Source organism: Pontibacter pudoricolor, assembly GCF_010092985.1.
Taxonomy (GTDB): domain Bacteria; phylum Bacteroidota; class Bacteroidia; order Cytophagales; family Hymenobacteraceae; genus Pontibacter; species Pontibacter pudoricolor.
Genome location: NZ_CP048106.1, coordinates 609,358 through 631,391, shown reverse-complemented (window position 1 = coordinate 631,391; position 22,034 = coordinate 609,358). Strand labels below are relative to the sequence as shown.

22 protein-coding genes are annotated in these 22,034 nt (G+C 45.8%); 4 read left to right on the top strand and 18 right to left on the bottom strand.

Annotated features, from left to right (window positions below; all coding sequences use genetic code 11):
* Positions 1–69: 69 nt before the first annotated feature.
* The 9 genes from GSQ66_RS02710 to GSQ66_RS02670 form a co-directional block, all read right to left on the bottom strand.
* The gene (locus tag GSQ66_RS02710) at positions 70–744 is read right to left on the bottom strand and encodes a LytR/AlgR family response regulator transcription factor (RefSeq protein ID WP_162426052.1); all 675 of its coding nucleotides are present in this window, start codon (positions 742–744) and stop codon (positions 70–72) included.
* Between the two features lie 274 nt (positions 745–1,018).
* A complete protein-coding gene (locus tag GSQ66_RS02705; RefSeq protein WP_162426051.1) occupies positions 1,019–2,536 on the bottom strand; it encodes a sensor histidine kinase in 1,518 nt (505 codons plus the stop codon).
* Positions 2,537–3,094: 558 nt separating this feature from the next.
* A complete protein-coding gene (locus GSQ66_RS02700; RefSeq protein WP_162426050.1) occupies positions 3,095–4,648 on the bottom strand; it encodes a DUF3943 domain-containing protein in 1,554 nt (517 codons plus the stop codon).
* A 481-nt stretch (positions 4,649–5,129) separates the two neighbouring features.
* On the bottom strand, positions 5,130–5,945 hold the full coding sequence (locus tag GSQ66_RS02695) for a hypothetical protein (protein WP_238395786.1): 816 nt from the start codon (positions 5,943–5,945) through the stop codon (positions 5,130–5,132).
* Positions 5,946–6,093: 148 nt separating this feature from the next.
* Positions 6,094–6,828 (bottom strand): head GIN domain-containing protein, encoded by a 735-nt coding sequence (locus GSQ66_RS02690; protein ID WP_162426049.1) that lies wholly within the window; start codon positions 6,826–6,828, stop codon positions 6,094–6,096.
* Between the two features lie 121 nt (positions 6,829–6,949).
* The gene (locus GSQ66_RS02685; protein ID WP_162426048.1) at positions 6,950–7,135 is read right to left on the bottom strand and encodes a hypothetical protein; all 186 of its coding nucleotides are present in this window, start codon (positions 7,133–7,135) and stop codon (positions 6,950–6,952) included.
* A 36-nt stretch (positions 7,136–7,171) separates the two neighbouring features.
* The gene (locus GSQ66_RS02680; protein ID WP_162426047.1) at positions 7,172–7,939 is read right to left on the bottom strand and encodes an oxygenase MpaB family protein; all 768 of its coding nucleotides are present in this window, start codon (positions 7,937–7,939) and stop codon (positions 7,172–7,174) included.
* A 411-nt stretch (positions 7,940–8,350) separates the two neighbouring features.
* Positions 8,351–9,178 (bottom strand): hypothetical protein, encoded by an 828-nt coding sequence (locus tag GSQ66_RS02675; protein WP_162426046.1) that lies wholly within the window; start codon positions 9,176–9,178, stop codon positions 8,351–8,353.
* Between the two features lie 568 nt (positions 9,179–9,746).
* Complete coding sequence (locus GSQ66_RS02670; RefSeq protein ID WP_162426045.1) at positions 9,747–10,292, bottom strand: serine acetyltransferase; 546 nt, start codon at positions 10,290–10,292, stop codon at positions 9,747–9,749.
* A gap of 188 nt (positions 10,293–10,480) precedes the next feature.
* On the opposite strand from GSQ66_RS02670, the gene GSQ66_RS02665 reads away from it, so the two are divergent.
* Positions 10,481–10,843 (top strand): methylglyoxal synthase, encoded by a 363-nt coding sequence (locus GSQ66_RS02665; RefSeq protein ID WP_162426044.1) that lies wholly within the window; start codon positions 10,481–10,483, stop codon positions 10,841–10,843.
* A 182-nt stretch (positions 10,844–11,025) separates the two neighbouring features.
* Here GSQ66_RS02665 and GSQ66_RS02660 read toward each other — a convergent pair whose 3' ends face one another.
* Entirely contained in the window at positions 11,026–11,541 is a 516-nt protein-coding gene (locus tag GSQ66_RS02660) for an ankyrin repeat domain-containing protein (protein ID WP_162426043.1), read from the bottom strand.
* A gap of 229 nt (positions 11,542–11,770) precedes the next feature.
* Between GSQ66_RS02660 and GSQ66_RS02655 the strand changes: the two genes are divergently transcribed.
* Complete coding sequence (locus tag GSQ66_RS02655; RefSeq protein WP_162426042.1) at positions 11,771–12,328, top strand: 3'-5' exonuclease; 558 nt, start codon at positions 11,771–11,773, stop codon at positions 12,326–12,328.
* Between the two features lie 18 nt (positions 12,329–12,346).
* Here GSQ66_RS02655 and GSQ66_RS02650 read toward each other — a convergent pair whose 3' ends face one another.
* From GSQ66_RS02650 to GSQ66_RS02620, 7 genes are all read right to left on the bottom strand, one after another.
* Entirely contained in the window at positions 12,347–12,739 is a 393-nt protein-coding gene (locus tag GSQ66_RS02650; RefSeq protein WP_162426041.1) for a hypothetical protein, read from the bottom strand.
* Positions 12,740–12,963: 224 nt separating this feature from the next.
* Complete coding sequence (locus GSQ66_RS02645; protein ID WP_162426040.1) at positions 12,964–15,615, bottom strand: cation-translocating P-type ATPase; 2,652 nt, start codon at positions 15,613–15,615, stop codon at positions 12,964–12,966.
* A gap of 202 nt (positions 15,616–15,817) precedes the next feature.
* Positions 15,818–16,237 (bottom strand): response regulator, encoded by a 420-nt coding sequence (locus GSQ66_RS02640; protein ID WP_162426039.1) that lies wholly within the window; start codon positions 16,235–16,237, stop codon positions 15,818–15,820.
* Between the two features lie 27 nt (positions 16,238–16,264).
* Positions 16,265–17,044: a sensor histidine kinase gene (locus GSQ66_RS02635; protein ID WP_162426038.1), complete on the bottom strand. Its 780-nt coding sequence runs from the start codon at positions 17,042–17,044 to the stop codon at positions 16,265–16,267.
* Positions 17,041–17,703, bottom strand: coding sequence for a hypothetical protein (locus GSQ66_RS02630; protein WP_162426037.1), 663 nt, complete (start codon positions 17,701–17,703; stop codon positions 17,041–17,043). Before GSQ66_RS02630 ends, GSQ66_RS02635 begins: the two co-directional genes overlap by 4 nt.
* Positions 17,703–18,029: a hypothetical protein gene (locus GSQ66_RS02625; protein WP_162426036.1), complete on the bottom strand. Its 327-nt coding sequence runs from the start codon at positions 18,027–18,029 to the stop codon at positions 17,703–17,705. Before GSQ66_RS02625 ends, GSQ66_RS02630 begins: the two co-directional genes overlap by 1 nt.
* Positions 18,030–18,455: 426 nt before the next feature.
* Positions 18,456–19,061 carry a hypothetical protein gene (locus tag GSQ66_RS02620; RefSeq protein ID WP_162426035.1) on the bottom strand — a complete coding sequence of 202 codons (606 nt, stop codon included), beginning with the start codon at positions 19,059–19,061 and terminating at the stop codon, positions 18,456–18,458.
* A 305-nt stretch (positions 19,062–19,366) separates the two neighbouring features.
* On the opposite strand from GSQ66_RS02620, the gene GSQ66_RS02615 reads away from it, so the two are divergent.
* On the top strand, positions 19,367–20,662 hold the full coding sequence (locus tag GSQ66_RS02615) for a PQQ-dependent sugar dehydrogenase (protein ID WP_162426034.1): 1,296 nt from the start codon (positions 19,367–19,369) through the stop codon (positions 20,660–20,662).
* Between the two features lie 67 nt (positions 20,663–20,729).
* On the opposite strand, the gene GSQ66_RS02610 is transcribed toward GSQ66_RS02615, so the two are convergent.
* Positions 20,730–21,398 carry a YceI family protein gene (locus GSQ66_RS02610; protein WP_162426033.1) on the bottom strand — a complete coding sequence of 223 codons (669 nt, stop codon included), beginning with the start codon at positions 21,396–21,398 and terminating at the stop codon, positions 20,730–20,732.
* 391 nt (positions 21,399–21,789) lie between these two features.
* Here GSQ66_RS02610 and GSQ66_RS02605 point away from each other — a divergent pair, with 391 nt between their 5' ends.
* Entirely contained in the window at positions 21,790–21,981 is a 192-nt protein-coding gene (locus GSQ66_RS02605) for a cold-shock protein (protein WP_162426032.1), read from the top strand.
* Positions 21,982–22,034: the final 53 nt, after the last annotated feature.

Sequence of the window (22,034 nt, the reverse complement as noted above, 5' to 3'; positions counted from 1 at the left end):
AGCCACTCTGAACTATAGAGTGGCTTTTGCTTAACAACACAATCAATAAACACTAACTAAACTTTAACTTTATACGATCTGTAGTTGGGGCATATACGATGCGCCAACCGGCACTTCGTTCCCTTTTATAGTTACCTGGTGACGCTCAATTTTATCTATCCTGTCTTTGGCAACTATATAAGACCGGTGTACTCTTATAAACTTATCAGAAGGCAACTGCTCGCTCAGTTCATTGATCGTCATCCGCGACAGTAACTTTTTATCTTGCAGCACAAAAGTAACATAGTTGCCGGCGGCTTCCATGTACAGTATCTCCTCGTAAAAGACCTTCACCTGCTCATATCCTGTCTTCAGAAAAACGTAGTCTTTGGCTGAGGTTGTAGTTCCCCGTAGTTGCAGTAGCTCATGCGCTTTGTTGCAGGCTTTTATAAACCTTGGCAGTGAGAACGGTTTCAGCAGGTAATCTATCGCATCAAGCTCAAAGCTGGTAACGGCATGCTCGGTGTAAGCGGTTGTAAATATCACCATCGGTTTTTTCTGCAGGCTGGTCACAAACTCCAACCCCGAAATGTCCGGCATTTTTATATCCAGGAACAGCAAATCAACAGGCTCATTCTGCAAATACTCCAGCGCCTTAAAGGCATCGGTAAAACAAGCAACCAACTCTAAATATGGCACCTTGGCAGCGTGCATGCGCACCACCTCCAGCGCCATTGGTTCATCGTCTATTGCTATTCCTCTCATGTTCTGTAAACTATACCTGCTTTAAATTTTATCCTGAATTTACTTAAACTTATAGATCCGTTTAATTCTTTGCGTTACAAAATTAACATGTGAACTATAGTTTTGCCTCTGGATTAAATACACAAACTAAAATCGGTCGGCATTAATTGCTTCAGTAAAAGGTGGGTTTAAAATATTAAACCTATCGTTTCAAAGCGGAGACGCAAGGTATTGCGTCTCTACATCTCCAACACTTTTTAACTTCCTAACCTTCTAACTTTTTAACTGCATATAGTTACAACTCAAGCGTGAGGTGCACAAAGAACTCTTCCGGTGTTTCGCGGATGATCAGTTCCTGTTTGCCCGGGTAAAGCAGATCAAGGCGCTGCTTCACATTGCTCAGCCCGATACCTGATTTATCTTTTTCCGGGTCCTGCTCCGACTTCGGGTGCCTGCTGTTATATACGTCGAAATACAGCTTGCTCTGATCAGTGTGCAGGCTTATTCTTATCCACGATTTCTCTTTCAGGCTGATGCCGTGCTTAAATGCATTTTCCACAAATGGAATGAGCAGCATTGGGGCAATGTATCGCTCAGCCAGCACATCCTCTATCCTGGTTTCTATCACAATATCCGGCGACGCAGAAGTACGCAGTAATTGCAGATCGATATAGTTGCGCATATATTCTACTTCGCGCGAAAGCAGTATTCTTGGCTGGTGGTTTTCGTGCAGCATAAAGCGCATCATGTCGCCCAGCATCTGTATACCCTGAGCGGTGCGTTCGCTGTTTTCCTGCAAGGCAGTGCCGTAAAGTGTGTTCAGCGCATTAAACAGGAAGTGCGGGTTTATCTGTGATCTCAGAAAATCAAAGTTGGCGTTCGATCTGCCGAGCTCTTTTTTCAAAACATATACTTCCTCGTTGCCTTTGGCATGCCGCTTAAAAAGTACCCAGGTTAAAGGCACTGTTACAGCCAGCTGAAAAAGTATGTTAAAGAAGCTCACCCCAAAAGCAACATCTTCGTGGTGTACCACCATCATTATTATAAACGCAATTGGCAGATAAGCCAGCGCTAGTATCAACAGCGTTCTTAAAATATAAGACCGTAGCGGCTTTTTGGTGTTTAAGGACTTCGGTATTAGTGTGTAGAAGGAGATGCAATACAACAGCAAGGCACTTAGAGAGAACACAGCCCAAACAACCGTAATTTCCTCGCCCACATCCATGATCAGTAACAGAAATACGCTCACCATCCAGAACACAAATGCGGTGAGGGCATCGCGGGTTACTATCCGGTATTTAGATTGTATAACGGTTGAATTAGAAAGCAAATATAAGCCCGTGAACTTGATAGCTGAATAGAAGCCGAACATCAGAAACAACCACAGGGTATGCCTGAAACTGTTCTGGAAAATATGGCTGTAGGTCTCGTCCTGCGTAGCAAACTCCTCAAACAAATAGCCTTTGGTGTAAGTATCGAGGATGCCGGCAAACAGGCTCAGGGCTATAAAGGCAAGCAGGGTTATGAATACATAAAGCCAGACCTTGTGTTTAGAAATAAACGCAGGCATCACTTTAAAATTAAGCAGCAGAAAGGTCAGGTATAGCAAGGTATACCGTACCAACTGCGGCCAGAAATAATTCTCGTAGTATTGGAAGTTGTATCCAACCTCCCAAAAATGATGTTCGTTCGGACTATCAGCGGTAATTAGCGAAAACAGTGCGAAAACAAAGATGGTGGTGGCTGCCCAGAACTCTACCTTATTCCGTTGCAGCGGTTCAGCAATAAAGCTTTTCATTGTCAGATCATTCATGGATCAATGATAAGGGAAAGCTTTGAGTTAAAGCAACAAATGTGATAAAAGCCCGGATGTTTGTGACGAATGCATACTCTCCGGGAACTGAACATTGAAATTTTGAGAAAGTTGCTTTAACAGCCTGCTAAACTATTGTTTGGACTACTCTTTTCCCTGGAAGCTGTTTAGAGTTTCCTCCTATAGCATTACGACCTGCCGTTGATGGTGTTTTCACCAACAACTATTACCAACAAGTACTTGCTGGTGAAAACACGCAGCAAGGGCATCTTGCATCGATTTCCCGAAAACTCTAAACAGGTTCTTGTTATAGTTTGTTGAAACCCGATCTATAAAATGTACTGGAAATCTTAACCTACCCCTATCCCTTCCGAGGAGTAGTGTAGTGTCGTTTCATTCTCCTTTTTTGTCATCCTGGGATCTTGTGGGTTAATAGCAAAGGCTTAACCTCCCATCCAGCAAATTTCTTTCAGAATGACTATAAGTTTGAGCCCGTTTTCATAGAATGAAACACCCCTGCACCGAGGAGGGTTAGGGGTGAATTAATCGCAACTATAGTTAATGGTAACCTCCACTCCGCTGGGGAGCTTCCAGGAAAAGCTGCAAAAATATTTTCTGCTCGGTTACTACCGACTTCTGATCCGGGTAATCCTCCAGCCTCCTGTTGGTGGCATAGCCAAAGTGCTCGTAGCCCAGGCTCAGGTTTTTGTAAAGCCGAACAGTAGCCCTTGGCCTGACGATACCTATGGAGTTGTTTCCCTTGATACCATCAAATGTGTTGAGCCAGAAATGATAATATACAAAAGCTATAGTTGCATGGTCGCTTAAGGCGAGCGTGCTTTCTATTTTGCCCTGCAGACCAGTATTAAAGGTATAGTTTCGGAAGCCAGCAAGATCCTGAGCAGATCGGGTACTGTTACCAGCCAGCGGAATGATGCCCAGGTGCGCATTTGTAAATAAATTTACCCGGCTGCCAAACTCAAGCATCGAGAAAATGCCTCCACCAAAGCCTAATGCGCCCAGCTCAAAATTACGTGTATTCCAGTAATCATAATACTGAAAAGCGCCTGTTAAAAGTGATAACCGCCCCAACTGCATGTTACGACCGGCCAATATTCCATAGCCTGTTACGTTATTTATGCGGCTGGCTATAGTATCTGCTTTCCCTGTACTAAACTCGGCCCTGAGCCTGAAAAAGTCAAATGGCTGACGCTTCATGATTTCAAAAGGCCTGCCATAGTCCAGCTGCAAACTAAGCATGCTGTTGCTTTTGCCTTTCCCAAACACATCGTTTTCTTCCTTGTTCAGGCGGTGGAGACCGGTAAAAACCGTCAGGTTTAGCGGCTCATTTTCGTACAGGTCTTCATCAGTTACCTGGAAGGTTTGCCCCTGTACCAACCTGTTCAAACCACGAACTGGGTTTATGATTCCTGCCGCCACCTCGCGTATGGCCCGCTCTCTGCCCCTGGTACGGTCATCAAGAATATTGGAACTGAGGCGATGCAGGATTTCCCCGAGCGCGGCCCCGTTCAGGGGCGTGTAGATCATGTCGTTATAAGATGGCAGCGTATTCTCACCAAAATACTCCCAGGTTAAGCTGCCTGCCACCGCAAACGGCAACGATTGCCAGTAAGTATAGCCTTGCGATCGAGCCGCATTAAAGTATAACGTACCCTGGTAAGGATGCCCGATAAAGTTTATTCCGAATTCGTCTGTGTCCCATTCCGGCTCGGAGCTAAGGTTGTGTTTCCAGGTATCGATATCTACATACCCATAATCTGCTTTTGCTACATAGCGGTTATAGCCCATAAACAACAGGTTAATGCCGATAACCTGCGCGGCCGGTTTCCAGAGTGGGGCCCGTTGGTTACGTTCCTGCTCCTGCACAAAAGGTTTCTCCTTTTTCTCAACTATAAGGCCCGGATAGGCTGATGTTTTAGCGTTCCGAATTATAGTTCTGAAGTGTTCCCGTACCAGTTGACGGCTGCCGGGTGCCGGATCAGCTCCTGTGTTAACTGTTGAAAAAGTTGCAGATCCGGTAGTAGCAACTGCTTCTGCATGCAGAGGCGCTGTAACTAAAAGGAACCAGAGGATTGTATATAAGAATTTCATGAGTAAGGGTGCCGGGCGTAACCTTCTGTTTTGGGAAACGCATGTAGCGTGTCATTAAACTTTGGCACTCATACGGAAACAGGTCTTAATAGTGACACTAAACTATAAAATCAGAAAAAAACAGCGTATTTATTAAATCAGGGCCTATTCTGAAAATATTTTAACTATTTTCTAAAAATCCATAACCTTCCGAAACATGCTGCCGTATAAAAGGATGGCTAAAAGTTGAAAAGTTTTTTATAAACTGATCATATAAAAGAGGCTCCCAGACGGGGAGCCTCTTTTTATTTATACCTGTCTTAGTCGTTTTAGCTATTCTCAAACTATAAACTATAGATGTAACCAGGAGGCTTATTGGCAGAAACGATTTAAAACTGATGCAGCATGCCCACAAGCGCTATTCAGGATGAGATAAAAGCGTAACCCTACGCCAAATCAGGCCATGAGCATCTTTAAGTCCCTTGTTAAACTAAAGCTATACTCACCCAGCGCTTAAAACCTTTTTGCTTTGGGATATATTCCGGTAAACTATAAACAGTACAGCCAGCACTACCAATGCAAGGCAAAGCCATGCTGTTGTTATTATATCCTGGCTCGACGCTGAGTTAAGGGCTTGATGCTTGAGGATGATACCATAAAAAGCCCAGATGGTAACTACCCCAACAAATGCGTTCCGGCGAGTGAGCACCACAAAAACAGTTATAGCAGCAGCCACCGCTATCATCAGCATAGTCCAGAATTCGGGGGGTAGGCCGAAGCCGTGCCAACTATAACCAACCAGTGTGGCACTTATATTTGCCACAGTAGCAATACAGATCCAGCCAAAATAGATACTCAGCGGAAATTGCGTAAACCACCTGGAGGCAGCAGAGCGTTTCGGATTATAAATTCCAACAGTAAGTTGTATCAGGATAAGCGTTACCAACTGTAGCAGCATTAACCCCACCGAAACCAGCAGCCACTCATGTACCCAGGCAATTGTCCAGAGGCCGGTTGCCAGGCTGTTGATCATGAACAGGTAGCCTATACGCGAGATAGCCCGGTTAGCTTCATGAGAGGCATCTTCTTTAAATGCTTTAACCAGGTGATATACACAAAAGGCGGCCAGTGCCAGGTAAATCACACCCCAGATCGCGAACGTTATGCCGGCAGGTGTAAACAGCGTAAAATACTTATCTGACACATCGCCGATGGTCTGGCCGCTCAGTAGTTTAAGCTGCGTTAGCTGTGCCGGCACCAGGTGCAGCAGGAAAAAGAGTGCATTACATATAGCCAGGATTCTGATTCGTTTCATCATGTCTCGGTCTCGGTTACACGCGGTTTACGCAATCAGCACAATTGTGGTATAAGTTGCCTGTCATCGAACCAGAACAGTTGTAAAACTATAGTTTAGTATGAAGCTTGTTCCCTGTTAACTTCAACTATAGTATCAAAATTACCAGCAGTTATTTCTTGATGACTTTGCCGGAGCCGGATATATTTTGAGAAATAGCTGGGTTGCCTTTATAGTACAGGTTTCCGCTACCCGAGATGGTTACATCCAGTAAATCCAACGCAGTTACTTCGCCGGTTCCCGAACCAGAAATGTTTACCCTCACGTTTTCGGAGCTGAGGTTAAAGGCTTCGGCACGCCCTGAACCGGAGATATCAATGGTTTGGACCGGTGCCTCGCCCTGCAATACAACTTTTCCGGAGCCTGTTACCTGCGTAATGATTTTGTTAGCCATTACATCCAGCACGATTCTCCCGGAGCCGTTCACTGCTACAGGCAGGTCGGTTGCTGTTATTGTGTTTTGCCCTTCTATGTGCCCCGACCCGTTCAGGTAAAGCGACTCTACTTCCGGTATGGTGATGTAAACCTCTACATCATCGCTTCTTCTTACACACTCCCGGTGAGTGATTTTCCAGGTGTTGTTGCTAATGCTTGTTTCCAGCTGACTCAGGATGTTCGGCTCCCCTTTCACTTCTACTTTCTGATTTGGTCCCTGGGTCAGGTAAACTTTAAAGTCGCCGTTGGCTTCTATCCTAGTAAAAGGTTCCAGGTTCAGGACGCGTGTTTCAATAGTGCCCTCACCTTTAATACAGTTCGTGTCTTCGCAGGCGCTGAACGTAGATACTGATAAAACAAATAGTAAAAGTCGCCCCTTTCCTAGCCACACTTTCAGGTAATTCATTTTCATAGTTTATAAGTTAGTTAATGCCTATAAGATGCCCCTTCACGCCAAAGGGTTGCATACAACTAAGAAAAAACAAGAAATAAACTACATATAAAAATCTGAATATTTGACAGTTATGGTTTTGTCAGGATTCAAACCCCTCTCTCAGGCCGGGCACATGCGCGTAGCAAACCGGGCTGCTATAGTCTGTTTGCTTTTCGGTTTTGGAGGAGGCTGTATAGGTCAGTTTATAAGTGGGCATAAGCTTCGGAGCTTCTTTACGGAAGGCATTGCTAAGCTTAACACGCGGGAAAAGAGGAAGTAGAACCATATCGAAAATAGAATCAGGCAGTCGGGTAAACTATAGTCAGGTGGAAGTTACGCTATCCAACGCTTTGATCTCTGACTTGTAAGCCGAAGGCATGATCAACGCTTTCAGCAATTTATCGGCATTTACAAACCGGCTGAGTTTGTATACGCCAAGCAAGGGCTTTAACAACGATGTTTTCCTGAACCCCAGTAAGGTACGCACCTTTCCCGGAACTATAAGTGCCTGGGCTTCCAGCAGGATCCGGTACCTGACGATGCCCAGATGTTTGCGGTACTGGCTGAACAGGTTTGTGGTGAAGTGGCTCTTTTGCAGGTTGTTTTGCAGATGGTCCTCCCGCATTATTACCCAGTCTTTATAGTTGTCGGGCAGGCCCTTTACGCCCATGCGGTAGCCAACCCTGTAAAAAACCTCAAACACTTCTTCTTTCTCAGTTTCTGCCAGTTTACGTTCCAGCACTTCAAAAGAGCGGATGGAATAGTCGATCAGCATAAACAGGACATCGCGGTACGCCCAGTCAGGAATGCTGCTGCCTCGCTTTGCTTCAACAGCTGCATGTATGGCAGCCATCGCATCAATAGCACGCCAGGCAGCCTGCTTCTCCGAAAAAACAATTTTACGGGCATATTCCACCGTAGAGAAAAGCCTGCCCAACGGATCTGCAGGAAGGCGGCCGGTAAAGTAGAGCCAGTCTACCGCCTTATTGAGCGCAAACTCGGCAGAGGCACCTGCAAAAATAAAAAGTATCGTATCGCCTTTGCCCCAGATCTGCCGCACCACAGAGTTCTTTTCAACAAAATATTCCATACCAGGTTAACAAATCAGGAGTGGCAAATGTGCGATCCTGCTTTCGGTTTAAAATTGTTTTCCGGCCCACTTGTGCAGTCACAACTATAGTTTCAGCTATAAAGATAATTTACCGGCTTTTTCAGGCCTGAGTTTAGTAAGAAAATTAGGTGAAGGCCGCTTAAAAAAATAATTTAAGTTTTTTTTAACACATGTGTAACCTTGCCTGACCCAGGCCCGTAAAAGAAAGTGGCTAAAAGTTGAAAAGTTTTTATAAACTTATTCATTAAGAAAGGCTTCCAGACGGGAAGCCTTTCTTTTTTTGTGCCTACCCTAAGGACAGGAATATCCTCTTTGAAATAAACCAAACTATAAAAAGGCCGACTTACTAGTTGTAAAACGGCCCTTTCTCTTTTCTAAACAATCTACCGATCACTTCATTTTATAGTAATACAGGTTGAGTGTATTTGTGAAGCCCTTTTCGCTTAACGTAAAGTAGCCCTTGTTTTTATACGAAAACGTAACGGCCTCGCCCTGCGGCTCCAACTTGTACGGTAGCGCAAGAGAGTTTTTCTGAAGTGCCTGCTCTATAGTTTCGGAGGCTGCGCGGGTATAGTACCACAAACCGGAATATGTTTTAACTATAATTCCCTTGCCATCGGCAGACATGGTTGCGCTCACCACGCCGCTATAGTTTAAAGTACCCACCAGTTCGGCAGTATTTACTCCTGTAGTTTTCGGGTTATGTAGTTTATAAATACGGGAAGGGCTCTCTCTTTTTGTGAACAGGTAGATATCTTTGCTTTCCGGGTCTCGCAGCATGGCTTCGGCATCGTGTGAACCATCGGCGTAACGGAATTTTATAGTTTCGTAGCTGGTAACTTTAGTAACTCCCGCAGCCGGCTCCTGGAATTTATAGATCGTATAGTTGGCGTATACTTCGTTGTTGTCCCCAATGTCGGCCAGGTAAAGATCGTTACCCGAAAGAGCCATATCTTCCCAGTCGCGGTTTACAGCACCAACTATAGCAACAGTCGTAGCCGATTGTCCATTGTGTTCCAGTAAATGAAGTTGCGCCGGATTTCCGCCATCTTCGTGCACCCATAAATAACCGGGGTTCGTTTTACTGTCTGCTATGCCCGAGGCTTCGGTTATGGCCGGAACTACCAGGTTGCTGACTGGCTCCGGTTCAAAAAAAGGGATTTCGGCAGATGTTTCATCTTTTTCACAACTCAGCAAAAGCGGAGAGGTAAGTAGCACTAAATATTTTGCTGTACTCTGAAATAAACTCCTGCGTAAACATGTGAAATCTGTAACCATACCTGCTCTCCAAACTCAAGTTAACCGGACAAGCCGAAAGGCCGCCCTACTAAAAATCTTCCTCTGCTACAAAATCAAATTTAAGAAAGTTCGATTTCAAACACCATAGGAAAGTATTCCAGAATCAGGAACAGATAAGGCAATAGCACTATCGGGCTGTAAGGACAACCAGTTTAAAGACTATAACCCAATGCTGAGTATAGGGAGAAAAGGGAATAAAAAGGCCAGCTACTTTACCTGAATGGCATGTATCTGGCCCCTAATCATTAAAAAACTACAAAGTTGTTATTACTTGCATCCGGCAATACAGATATAAAAGAAGCCGCTCTTTTACTGGAGCGGCTTCTTTTATTCGTTTAAGCTTATGGTGAAGCTGTTTAATGTTTTAACTGACTATAGTTTACGCCCTTGCTGTGTGTTTTCACAAGCTTGTGTAACGAGCCATTGCTGGTGATAACACCAGCAATGGCTCGTTTTCTATTTCAGAAACTATAAACAAGTTCAGTATTTACACCAACACTTCTGGTTCGTACGTTATGACCGGAGCTGAAACGGGATTAAGTGTTTTAATGACACGGGCCGGGTTGCCGACTGCCACGCTGTTATCCGGGATGTCTTTCACCACCACGGAGCCGGCGCCAATCTTTACATTATTCCCGATCCGTACTTCCCCGATGATACACACATTACTACCCAGCTCCACATTATTGCCGAGTATGGGGGAACCTGTATACGAACCATCCTCCAGGCGGACATTACCTAATGTGGTGGAGTGCCTGATAAAGCAGTTTTCGCCGATAATGCTGCAGCCGTTTACCACCAGCGCGTGTCCGTGGCCAATATAAAGCCCCTTCCCTACTTTTGTCCAGTGCGGTAACTCAATGCACATAAACCACTCCACGAGTAGCTTGTAAAATATAAGGTAAGGCAGCCAGATAATCCTGAAAAACTTGTTGATGGATGCAGGGCGGGCTAACCGGAAAAGAACCATTACCAGTCTTCCCTTCAGGTTCCCTTTGTTCGTTTCCCAATCCTGAAATATATATGAAATCATAAATTTGGTATGCTATTGCGTTCGGCAATACGAGATACACGCAGCTGCTGTTACGCAATCTTTAAAAGTTAGTATCGGGGTAAAAAGTAAGATTTAGTTTATGGTTCATTTTCTTTTCTGCAGTACATCACCTATACTTAACCATGCGTTTGCGAAAGCAACTTTAAACGTCACACAACTAACACAATATGAAAACGATAGCTCTGATTGCCCATAATAATCGCAAAGCCGATCTGCTGAGCTGGGTAGAAGAAAACCAGGAAACGTTGCGGGGTTACAGCCTGATCGGGACTACCAATACGGCCAAACTGATAAACGACCGGCTGGACCTGAACATTGAACCTTTCGGCCATGGCCCGAGCGGAGGGGATATTCTGCTGGCAGCCCGGATTCTGCAGGGTGAGATAGACAAGGTCATCTTTTTTATTGATGCCGAAACACCCCACGGCCACGAACACGACATTCAGACACTGATTCGCACAGCAGTGCTTAACAACATCCCGATTGCATTGAACCGCGCTTCTGCTGACCTGATCATACTGAACAAATAAAAGCTTATAGCTGAAACTATAGTTTACAGTTATGGCGCTGGGGCTCCAGTTTTTACAGCCAGTGATGATCGTAGAAGTTCCTGGGCGGTTTTTGTCCACCGTTTAACCTGTAAAGCAGGTACATCAGAATACCCAGAATTAATGATAAAGACAGTAATATTTCCATTTTCACAATTATAAATTTAACCTTCTCCTGTATCGTTTACCGCTGCATTTTCCTGCAGCAACGGAATAGCTTCTTCGTTGCCCTGCTGGTAAGCCAGATCAAGGGCCGTTAGTCCGCGAACATCCCGTATGGTTTTATCGGCTCCGGCTTCTACCAATAACTTAACCAGAGCATTACGGCCAAACAACGTTGCAAACATCAGGGCTGTGCCACCGTTGCCATTCTGCAGGTTCAGGTCTGCGCCGTGCGCTATCAGTAGCTGCGCAATCACGGGATAGCCTTTAAAACTCACGCCCATTAACGCTGTGTTACCACCGCTGTCCTGCGCATTAGGATCGGCGCCGGCTTCCAGGAGCAAACGCGTTGCTTCCCGTTGCTCATCGTAACTGGCTATGATCAGAGGGGTAAATCCCCTGCCATTGGTAATGCTCAGGTCGTCGCCGTCGGCTATACACTGTTTCAGGTACGCCACATCTCCGTTTCGGGCAGCATCAAATAACAGGTGTTCTTTACTTGTTGAGTAGAATGTCATAAAGGCGATGGGTTAGGTTGATGTATATAACCTCGTACGAAACAGGCTTAAAAAAAGCTGCTGCATCTACACCCTCATATTGTAACTATAGCTCTGATATAGCGATAGTTACACAACCGACAGATCAGCAGACAAACTATAGTTCCACTATAAAATGGCTGGTAAAACTATAGTTTGGTTATCTTTGCAGCAGTTTAGCCTGATTTGTTACCTATGGATTTTGTTACCTATGGATTTTGTTACCCTGGATTTTGAAACTGCCACACCGCAACGCGACAGCCCCTGCGAGATCGGGTTAACTATAGTTCGGGACAGAAAAATTGTAGAGACAAAATCGTGGCTGATAAAACCGCTGTATTACCCGAATTTCAACCATTTTAATGTTGCCGTGCATGGTATCCGCCCATCGGATGTAGCAAACCAGCCTACCTTTGAGCAACTATGGCCGGTTATTAAACCCTACATGGAAGGACAGCTGCTTATTGCCCACAATGCCAGTTTCGACTTCAGTGTGCTGCGTAAAACATTGGCTACCTATAACCTTCCGCTACCACAGGCCCGTTTTGCCTGCAGCCTCAAGTTCTCGCGCAGTATCTGGAAAGGTCTTACCGCTTACGACTTAAAAACGCTCTGCAACATGCATCGTATTCATTTTCTGCACCACAGGGCCGCTTCCGATGCACATGCCTGCGCGGCGCTTACCCTAAAAGCCTTAGATCATACCGGTACAAGGCACGAAACAGAGTTTCCGGAAAAAATGCTGAGCCCCATTACCCACCTGTGCTAAGTTTAAACTATAGCCGAACTATTTATTGCCCTGCTTTTTACCTAAGTCTGCGATCAGCTCATCAAGCATCTCTTTGCTGTAGCCAATGCGGCGTGTATAATCCAGGCACAGTTGATATTCTTTGTCGTCTACTTTGCCATCCTGCAGCACCATCATCACCAACGTCTGTAGCTCCACTGTTTTCTGCAGTCCATCTTCGGGCACTATAAACGAAAGCTTGGCCAGGTTATCTGCAATCGGAGTGGTATCTTGCTCGGTTAAGCCCAGCTGATCACCGATCATCACCAGGAAATCGCTTTCCATGCTGTCTACAAATCTGTCGGCGGTTGCCACCAGTATCAGGTTCTGGAAAAAGGACAGCTTCTTTTGTTTTGTGTTAAGCAGGTTATCAATTGATGCTCCGGTTGCCATACGCATTAAGTTAGTTTTCTATAGTTCAGATTGACTGTGGGCTTGTGCTTTTCGGATGCAGTTGCGGCCAAAATCAGATCTACAGAAATAGCAGCCCCAGCTTTTAACTAAACGTCCAAACCCCGCTATTGTTTATTTTCCTTTCCAAACTTCAAGCGCACGCTTCCGGCTATTTTGCCAATTAAAGGAAATGTATGTACAGGCTATAGTCTCCCCTGTTTCCGCTACACCTTCTGCCTTGCCCGTAGTATAAGTTTGTATAGTTCATTCACCAGCAGGGGAACAAGTCCCAGCAGTACAACTGCTATCCAGCCATTCCGGTCGGGCATACTGATTCTGAAAGCCTTTTGTGTGAAAGGAATACTAACGAGTAGTAACTGCAGGATCAGTCCCAGTGCAATGGCCCCGATCAAATACAGGTTAGTGAAAATACCCACCTGGAAAATAGACTTGATCGGGCTGCGCAGGGCAAGCGCGTAATACAGCTGGCAGGCCACCAGCGTCAGGAAAGCCATGGTGCGGGCGTTCTGCAGTGTTGCTGCCGGCACGTCTTTATCAAAAGGACTATAGCCGTTTTCATAATACCCGTACCAGAAGGCAAAGATGGTTAACGCCCCGATCAGGATTCCGCCAAACACTGCTCTGCCACCGGCACCACCGGCAAAAAAACTTTCCTTTGGGTCTCTTGGCTTTTCCTTCATCACATCCGGGTCGCCGGGGTCCATGCCCAGTGCTACTGCCGGCAACGAGTCTGTCATCAGGTTAATCCAGAGCAACTGTGTAGCAATAAGCGGCGCTTCCCACCCGATCAGTAAAGTAACGACCATGGCCACTACCTCGCCCAGGTTGCAGGTAAGCAGAAAAATAACGGCCTTTTTGATGTTGTTATAGATGTTGCGCCCCTGCTCTATGGCCGTAACTATAGTTGCAAAATTATCATCGGTCAGGATCATGTCGGAAGCGCCTTTTGCCACGTCGGTTCCGGTTATACCCATTGCCACGCCAATATCTGCCGTGTTAAGCGAGGGCGCATCGTTTACGCCATCGCCGGTCATCGACACTATGTTTCCGTGGTCTTTCAGGGCGCGCACGATCTGTACCTTGTGCTCGGGCGAAACACGCGCAAAAACGCGGTAATTGTTCACATGGCTATCCAGTTCTTCCTGGGTAAGTTCCTCCAGTTCCTGACCTGTAATCGCTTGGTCTATGGTATCGGCAATGCCAAGCTCGTGGGCAATGGCAAAGGCGGTGGTTTTATGGTCGCCGGTGATCATGACCGATGTTATGCCGGCCTGCTTTGCTTTTTCTACGGATGTTTTTACCTCTAACCGCGGCGGGTCGATCATGCCAACCAGACCGATAAGCACCAGCTCTTTCTCCATCTCTTCGGCAGGCACTACAGTAGCTACCGGTTTATAGGCAACACCCAACGTTCGCAGCGCCTTATCCGACATGCGCTCAGTAGCTTCTACAAACTGCTTTTTATGCGCCTCGGTCAGTGTTACCGCAAAATTATTTTCCAGTACATGCGTGGCAATCTTCAGCAGGTTATCAATAGCGCCTTTGGTGTAAACGGTATAGTTGCCAACTCCCTCCACCAGCGTCGACATCAGTTTCCGGTCGGAGTCGAAGGCGTACTCTCCTACCCGTTTGTTATGTTTATGTAAGGCATTGCGGTCTATTCCCAAGTCATCTCCTAAAACGAGCAAAGCAATTTCGGTTGGGTCGCCGGTTCCTTCCCCCTGGTGGTAAGTAGCATCAGAGCAAAGGATCATGGCTTTTGCCAGCAAGTGGCCGGTTTCGGTAGGGTTGGCCTGGTTTTGCCTGTCTATAGTTACTTCACCCTCCAGGGTAAAGTATTTCTGCACCGTCATCTTATTCTGGGTGAGCGTACCTGTTTTATCGGAGCAAATGATGTTTACAGAACCCAGTGTTTCGACGGCGGGCAGGCGCCGGATAATAGCGTTGTGGCGCGACATGTTGGTTACGCCAATAGAGAGCACAATAGCAACTATAGCCGCAAGCCCTTCGGGAATGGATGCAACCGCCAGCGACACCGAAAGCAAAAACATTTCAGCCAGGTCGCGGCCCTGCAGCATGGCTACACCAAATATCAGCACGCAAATGCCTATGGCCAGTTTCGCAATTGTTTTGCCCAGCTCATCCAGCCTGATTTCCAGGGGTGTTTTAGCTTCTCCGGTCTGGAGGATGTCTGCGATCTTGCCCACTTCTGTCTGCATGCCGGTACCTACTGCCAGGCCCACCCCACGGCCATACGTAACCAACGTAGACATAAAGGCAGAATTGGCTCTGTCGCCGAGCGGTGTCTGCTCATCTGTGCAAACCTGTTTCGCGTGCTTACTGCTTGGCACCGACTCGCCGGTAAGCGCAGATTCCTCTACCTGCAGGTTTATAGTTTCGATCAGTCGCAGGTCTGCGGCAATGTACCTGCCGGTTTCCAGTACCAATATATCGCCGGGTACAACCTCCTCCGAATCGATCTCTTTTACGATACCCTCGCGGCGCACAAGTGCTTTAGGCGAGGCTATTTTCTGAAGTGCTTCAATAGCGTTTCCTGCCTTTACTTCCTGCACTACGCCAAGCACTGCGTTCAGAATAATAACGATAAGAATGATAACAGCATCGATGTACTCGCCCATAAAAAGGGTGATAAGCACAGCTGCAAAAAGCACAAAGATCAGCCAGTCGTTGAGTTGCTGCACAAAAAGCTGCAAAACGCTTTTCTTCTTCCGGCCTTCCAGTTTATTGCGCCCGTATTTTACCAGCCTGGCCTGTGCTTCTGCCTCTGATAGTCCCTTTGCAGGATCAACCTTAAATTCCTGAAGTGCATCTTCTACTGATCTGGTAAACCACATGGTTTGGGGGTTACAGTTGCCAAAAGGACTGAAAATATACCTGTTATACTTGGAGTCACTCCGGAAAGGTTTTAAAGGTGTTTGTGCGGAGATTACAGGTTGTATAGTGTGGTCATAACGGGCATATAAGAGAAGCCCGCGGGTAATAAAATAGAAAAGCCACACCGTTACGGCTGTGGCTTTTGCTTATACTTTATACTAACTACAGGTCTATCTTTAATGTGTTGTAGAAATACTTTTTGTCTTGTATCAGGTATTGCAGGGCATCTCGCAGTTCGTCTGGCTCGGCACTCTTCAGCAGGTAACCGTGTACGCCTTCGTTCAGCAACTTTTCAACCAGAGATTCTTCTCCATACATCGATACGATCAGAATTTTAACGGCCGGGTACTTGCTTAAAATATAGCGTGCAGTAGCAATTCCATCCATTTCCGGCATTTCCAGGTCCAGTAGTACTACGTGGGGTAACTCCGGGGCAGCTTCGATCTTTTCAATCAGTTCTGCGCCGTTATTGGCATCGGCAACAACGGTTATTTCATTGTAGGCTTTCAGTATTTCCAGCACGCCCTTCCTGAAAAGTGTGTGGTCATCGGCAATGGCAAGTGTAAGTGGCTGAAAATCCATACGTTAACATTTAATCATTTCACTAATTTACGAAATCGGAACAGAAATAGTAGCCTTTGTACCGGAATTTAGTGCTGAGAAAAAATCGAACCTCCCGTTCAGCAATTCCAGGCGGGCCTGCAGGTTCATCAAACCAAGTCCTCCGCTGGTATCTTGCTGATTCGTGAGGCGCTCGTAATCAAATCCGTTCCCGTTATCCTGGTAAGTAAGCTGCAGGTCTTTGTCAGAGAACTGAAGATCTACCCGCACCTCGGAAGCCTGCGCATGCTTGAATGTATTATTCAGAAGCTCCTGTACAGCGCGGTACAGGAACAACTCTGTTTTAGGTTCTATCCGTTTTTCAGGTTGGTTACAGTGCAGTTTCATTTCTACCCCTGATGCAGCTGGAATGGAACGTCGCATGGCTTCCAGGGCCTGAGGCAAGCCCATTTTATCAAGCACGACCGGCATCAGGTTATGGGAGATCTGCCTTACGCTGCCCATTACTTCATCCAGCATTTTTTTAACCTGCTGTCCCGCTTCTTTATTCTCTGCCTGTGCTGTAAGCTGATGTACATTTAATTTTACCAACGCGAGCATTGCTCCCACTTCATCGTGCAGGTCGCGGGCAACCCGACGGCGCTCCTCTTCCTGTGCTTGTATAGTAGCATCCAGTAACTGGCGCTGTTTGGCTTCCTGCAGCTGGCGCAAATGTTCCTGGTGCTGCAGCATGCGCCGCTGGTATTTAAAAACGAACAGGATAATACCAATGGCAAGCACCAGCAGCACCGGCGTAATAAAAATCACTGGCTTCAGTATCTCTATCATGTCGTAGCCCTTCTCAGGATAAATATTAAAGCAGTATAATAAAGTATATTCAGAACCAGTATAATGGCAATGCAAATACGGGCAGCATCATAAGAGGCGGCCAGGGCCTGGTTAAACATGGCATACGACATGGTAGTACCCGCCTTTAAGATCAGGAGGCTACAGCTTAGTAAAAAAATCGGATCCTGGTCGAGGTAGGTAACGGTAAGGTCGTTGGCAACTTTATAAAAGTACAGAATGGACATTAGCATCAGCATCGCATTACCCGAAACTTTTGTAAGCGAGTTCATCTGTGTTATACCTTCCAGTACAAAAGCATCTATCAAACAAATGCTTATAAAAACTATAGCAGCCAGTATGATGCCCTTCCTGAAGACCGGCCTTCTGAAACTATAGTAAAAAATGGCAGCTATGATCAGGAACTCGAATAAGGTATACACATGCACGAGCCAGATATTATTTTTTGTACCCAGGTAAACCACCAACTGCCCTATTCCTTCCGACAGTACAGCAGCTACTACTAACAAAAACAGCAACCAGAACAGTTTACCTTTATGGGGTTTACGGATCAAAAAAAGCCCGGCAATAAACGGCACAAGTACCCACGATGTACCCACCTCGATCAGCCCGGGATAAATCTGCCTTAAAAAAAACTCCATTAACCGTTCAGATTACCTTGTGTATCGCAATCCGGTGGACAAACTTTACCATTATCTACTACGATGCCTTCCATATCATTCCCTTCGGCATCAGCGCCAACCAGCACCAGCTGCTTTTGTCCTTTTTCGTCGCGGGCATAGTACATTCTTATGCCCATGCAACCTTCCTGGTCCAGTAGCTTTTGCAGAATGTCGCGGCCATAGAAATGTGCTTTTGTTACAATTCCGTTTGGTTCTGTTATAGCTTCTTTTCTGTAATTCGCTGTCCAGGCAACTGCCTGCTCCAGTTCTATAGTCGAACCTTCAGTACCATTAAATGTAGCCATGTTTTTTTTACAAAGTTAAGTAAACGATACTCTAAATATAGGAAATATTATATTTAATAAATACACTTTAAATCCTTAACCTATAAATAAGTATAATCACCTGTAAGGCATAAACTTAAGAGCTGGAATGTACTCAGTCAGCCCATTTTATAGTTACAGCAGACAGGGACTAAAGCTTCAGTAAACTATATTTTGATGATTTAACTCCCAAGCTGTTTAGTGGTTTATCTGACGTTAGTTTATTCCCTTGCTGTGTTTTCTCCGGCAAGCAAACCCGATAGTAGAATTGCCGGTGATAACAACAACAATTGCTCGTTCTTTACTTCATAAACTATAACCCTAAACATGTTCTGTATCAAACAAAAAGCCCTGCTACTTAACTGAAAGTAACAGAGCTTATGGATAGCTTTTGCAACCTGTAAATAGTTATTGTTTGTCTTTTGCCGGAGGCGGAGGTGTGATCATAATGTGGGCGCTGTGCGAGCCGGGAAACATGATCCAGGGCATGCCCGGGGCTTCGGGTTTAAGCGGCAGTCCGGTACTTTCGGCTGTGGCATAAGGGATGTACACTACGTAGCGCAGGTAGCCATTTTTTACTTCTCCTGTTGTCGGGTTCACGTCTTCGTCGGCAGCCGTGTAAACGAAAAGGGAGGTTGGCTGCTTTGGCATGTTGAGTTTACCGCTTTTAGCTTCTGCCTCCCGCATATCAAATATTTCCTGTTGCGCCTTTCCCTGCTTTTTCAGTTCGCGCCCACGCGCCATAAAAGGGTCCAGGTCTTTGTGGTAGCACGATACCGAAAAACCTTTCAGCTTCGGGTCATCGGACAGGCAAACCATTTCATTCGTCCCTTTTCGCAGCAGTACCATTTCACCTTTCTGGTTATAACCATACACAGCAGCACCGGCACGTTTATCGGCAGGTGCGGCCAGCACCGCAGCTTTTATCTGTTTCTCCGCAGATGGAGTGGCTGATTGCCCAACGGCACAAAAGCCAGCTAACGAAAATAAGAGAGTAGCTAAAATAATCTTCATATCGATGTCCGGTTTAGTTTATAATATTCAAGTTGCTCATTTATAATCATTTTGCCTATACGCATCCCCGGAAAAAACAGCAAACTATAGTTGGTGCTCCGCGCTATAGTTACAGTTGCTTTTACAGGTTAAGAAGCATGTCGGTCAGGTAAATACCTTACTTGCATATAGTAGCACTTAGTGCGGGGGTTGCGGAGACATAAACTTTATAGCATGTTATGTAGTAAAATAATTTTCAGCACGTTAAATAATAATACCGATAGATTATCGGCCCGGCCCGGACGAAAACTAAAGCGACATATACTATGAAAAGACTGACACTTTCAGTAGCGGCAACTATAGTTCTGGCTCTTGCCGGAACAGGCTGCAACCAACGCACTACTACTCCCGAAGAGGGCACACAAACCACTACCACCGACTCTACTGAAACACCTGAACCAGATACAGCAACTACCCGGGCAACCGGCAAGCCACTCGAAACCAGGGTAGCTAACGTACCGGAACAGCAACCAACTTTTCCGGAACAGAACCGGGCCAGGGCCATAACATCCGATGCAACTTTTGATGTGACGGTACTGGCAAAGAACCTGGAAAATCCGTGGGCGGTAGAGCCACTTCCGAACGGCGACCTGTTGGTAACTGAAAAGCCGGGAAGAATGAGAATTGTAACGGCAGCCGGCCAACTGGGCCAACCACTAACCGGCGTACCTAAGGTTGATGCACGTGGCCAGGGTGGTTTGCTGGATGTAGCACTTAGTCCGAATTTCGCAACGGACCGGACTATATACTGGAGCTTTTCGGAGCCACGCGGAAACGGCAACGCTACCAGTGTGGCAAAAGGCGTTCTCTCAGCCGACAATAAAAGCTTATCCCAGGTAAAGGTTATTTTTCAGGCAAAACCGGTGTACAACGGAGACAAGCATTTTGGTTCCCGTTTAGCTTTTGGGCCTGATGGCATGCTGTATGTAACCTTAGGCGAACGCTCTGACCTGGAAATAAGACCGCAGGCGCAGCAGATGGGCAGCCACATGGGCAAGCTGCTTCGCATTACAACCGATGGCAAACCTGCTCCCGACAATCCGTTTATAAACCAGAAGGGCGCACTGCCTGAGATCTGGACAGTTGGGCACCGCAATGTGCAGGCGGCGGCATTTGATGACCAGGGAAGACTATGGATTGTGGAGCACGGACCTAACGGCGGCGACGAAGTAAACCTGATAGAAAAAGGAAAGAACTATGGCTGGCCACTTGTTACGTTCGGCGAAGAGTACTCAGGTAAACCCATACCAAATGCCGTAACGACCAAGCAGGGCTTTGTAGATCCTGTGTATTACTGGGACCCTGTAATTGCTCCATCGGGCGCGCAGTTTTATTCCGGCAGCGCTTTCCCGCAATGGCAGGGCAATTTGTTTGTAGGTGGCCTAAAAGATAAAGTACTGGTACGATTGCAACTGGAGAATGACCGTGTTACCGGAGAAGAGCATTTGCTTGGCGACCGTAACCAGCGCATCCGGGATGTGCGCCAGGGCCCGGACGGTTCACTGTATATAGTTACCGACGAGAAGAACGGAGAGCTTTGGAAAATCTCTCCTAAAAAATAATCTATAGTTTAAGCATAAAAAAGCCTCTCAGTTTATAGTTGAGAGGCTTTTTTATTTAGGAGTTTAGTTATTTGCTTTCGGCAGTATTTACACCTGCATCCGCTACCAGTTTCAGGTCAATGGTAAAGTTATCGTAAATGATCTTATCAGCAGCCGTCCCCATCATACCCGATCTGTATTTGATGTCGTATTTGGTGCGGTCTACTTCTATCAGGGCTGTTGCCTCCACCGATTTGCCAGTAACTTTTACTGTTGCCGGAAACGTGATCTGGTTCGTAATGCCTTTTATAGTTAAGTTACCTGTTACGTTATAGTTCGGCTCTCCTGCTTTTGCTTTGGTCAGGCGACCAACCTTTGTAATGGTAAACGTAGCCGTCGGGTGATTTTCAACCGAGAAAAAGTCATCGGACTTCAGGTGGTCGGTCAGTTTCTTGTTCGATTCGGCCCTTGTAATATCCTCTACAACTATAGAGCGCATGTCTATTGTAAAATTACCGCCTGCCAGTTTGTTGCCGTTCACCTGAAGTGCGCCATCTGCCAGGTTTATCTTTCCGTAATGCTCCCCTCCCACTTTCTTGGCATTCCACTTCATGGTGCTTGCCTGGGTATTCACTTTCAGGTTTGCTGCTGCTACGGCAGTTACGGCAGGTTTATCCGCAACATTTTTTGTTGCCGGGGTAAACGAGAGCAGCGCAGCCAATGACAGGGCTCCCAACAGTACAGGATACTTCTTCATAGTAATAGGTTTATAGTTTACGTTTTACAATTATACTAAACAGGAACTATAGTTTGCGTTGACCGGGACTACTATAGTTTGCAGAAGGTAATACTTCTATAAGTTTACAAAAAAACCAGCATTTTCCGAAGAGCCGATCAGTTTTGCATACCTTAATATCATTATTTCAGGGTGCATGCCAGAGGGGCAAAAATTTGTATTTACCCGTGTAAAGGCCAATTACAACGAAAATAAATCAGCCTTTTTACAAATATTCTTATTTTTAGTGGCATTATTCACCTATTTATATAAGATATTAGTTTATTGTAAACTTTTTATTGTATATTGTAAGAAATAATGAACGTATATGCCACTAATCTTGTAGTAGGTATATAATAAATCAAATCACAACATGAATAACGGAACAGTAAAATTCTTCAACGACACTAAAGGTTTTGGTTTCATCAAAGAAGAAAATTCAAATCAGGAGTACTTTGTACACGTAACTGGTTTAGTAAACGAAATCAGAGAGAACGACAAGGTTACTTTTGATCTACAGGAAGGCAAGAGAGGACTGAACGCAGTCAATGTAAAGTTAGCGTAGGCTGGCTTAATACCTTATTATAAAAAGCCTTACGTTTAGTAAGGCTTTTTTAT

What these genes read in the sequence shown, in the direction of transcription:
- GSQ66_RS02710 (WP_162426052.1), bottom strand. Translation starts at nt 744, where the DNA reads ATGAGAGGAATAGCAATAGACGATGAACCAATGGCGCTGGAGGTGGTG.
- GSQ66_RS02705 (WP_162426051.1), bottom strand. Translation starts at nt 2,536, where the DNA reads ATGAATGATCTGACAATGAAAAGCTTTATTGCTGAACCGCTGCAACGG.
- GSQ66_RS02700 (WP_162426050.1), bottom strand. Translation starts at nt 4,648, where the DNA reads ATGAAATTCTTATATACAATCCTCTGGTTCCTTTTAGTTACAGCGCCT.
- GSQ66_RS02695 (WP_238395786.1), bottom strand. Translation starts at nt 5,945, where the DNA reads ATGATGAAACGAATCAGAATCCTGGCTATATGTAATGCACTCTTTTTC.
- GSQ66_RS02690 (WP_162426049.1), bottom strand. Translation starts at nt 6,828, where the DNA reads ATGAAAATGAATTACCTGAAAGTGTGGCTAGGAAAGGGGCGACTTTTA.
- GSQ66_RS02685 (WP_162426048.1), bottom strand. Translation starts at nt 7,135, where the DNA reads ATGGTTCTACTTCCTCTTTTCCCGCGTGTTAAGCTTAGCAATGCCTTC.
- GSQ66_RS02680 (WP_162426047.1), bottom strand. Translation starts at nt 7,939, where the DNA reads ATGGAATATTTTGTTGAAAAGAACTCTGTGGTGCGGCAGATCTGGGGC.
- GSQ66_RS02670 (WP_162426045.1), bottom strand. Translation starts at nt 10,292, where the DNA reads ATGATTTCATATATATTTCAGGATTGGGAAACGAACAAAGGGAACCTG.
- GSQ66_RS02665 (WP_162426044.1), top strand. Translation starts at nt 10,481, where the DNA reads ATGAAAACGATAGCTCTGATTGCCCATAATAATCGCAAAGCCGATCTG.
- GSQ66_RS02660 (WP_162426043.1), bottom strand. Translation starts at nt 11,541, where the DNA reads ATGACATTCTACTCAACAAGTAAAGAACACCTGTTATTTGATGCTGCC.
- GSQ66_RS02655 (WP_162426042.1), top strand. Translation starts at nt 11,771, where the DNA reads ATGGATTTTGTTACCCTGGATTTTGAAACTGCCACACCGCAACGCGAC.
- GSQ66_RS02650 (WP_162426041.1), bottom strand. Translation starts at nt 12,739, where the DNA reads ATGGCAACCGGAGCATCAATTGATAACCTGCTTAACACAAAACAAAAG.
- GSQ66_RS02645 (WP_162426040.1), bottom strand. Translation starts at nt 15,615, where the DNA reads ATGTGGTTTACCAGATCAGTAGAAGATGCACTTCAGGAATTTAAGGTT.
- GSQ66_RS02640 (WP_162426039.1), bottom strand. Translation starts at nt 16,237, where the DNA reads ATGGATTTTCAGCCACTTACACTTGCCATTGCCGATGACCACACACTT.
- GSQ66_RS02635 (WP_162426038.1), bottom strand. Translation starts at nt 17,044, where the DNA reads ATGATAGAGATACTGAAGCCAGTGATTTTTATTACGCCGGTGCTGCTG.
- GSQ66_RS02630 (WP_162426037.1), bottom strand. Translation starts at nt 17,703, where the DNA reads ATGGAGTTTTTTTTAAGGCAGATTTATCCCGGGCTGATCGAGGTGGGT.
- GSQ66_RS02625 (WP_162426036.1), bottom strand. Translation starts at nt 18,029, where the DNA reads ATGGCTACATTTAATGGTACTGAAGGTTCGACTATAGAACTGGAGCAG.
- GSQ66_RS02620 (WP_162426035.1), bottom strand. Translation starts at nt 19,061, where the DNA reads ATGAAGATTATTTTAGCTACTCTCTTATTTTCGTTAGCTGGCTTTTGT.
- GSQ66_RS02615 (WP_162426034.1), top strand. Translation starts at nt 19,367, where the DNA reads ATGAAAAGACTGACACTTTCAGTAGCGGCAACTATAGTTCTGGCTCTT.
- GSQ66_RS02610 (WP_162426033.1), bottom strand. Translation starts at nt 21,398, where the DNA reads ATGAAGAAGTATCCTGTACTGTTGGGAGCCCTGTCATTGGCTGCGCTG.
- GSQ66_RS02605 (WP_162426032.1), top strand. Translation starts at nt 21,790, where the DNA reads ATGAATAACGGAACAGTAAAATTCTTCAACGACACTAAAGGTTTTGGT.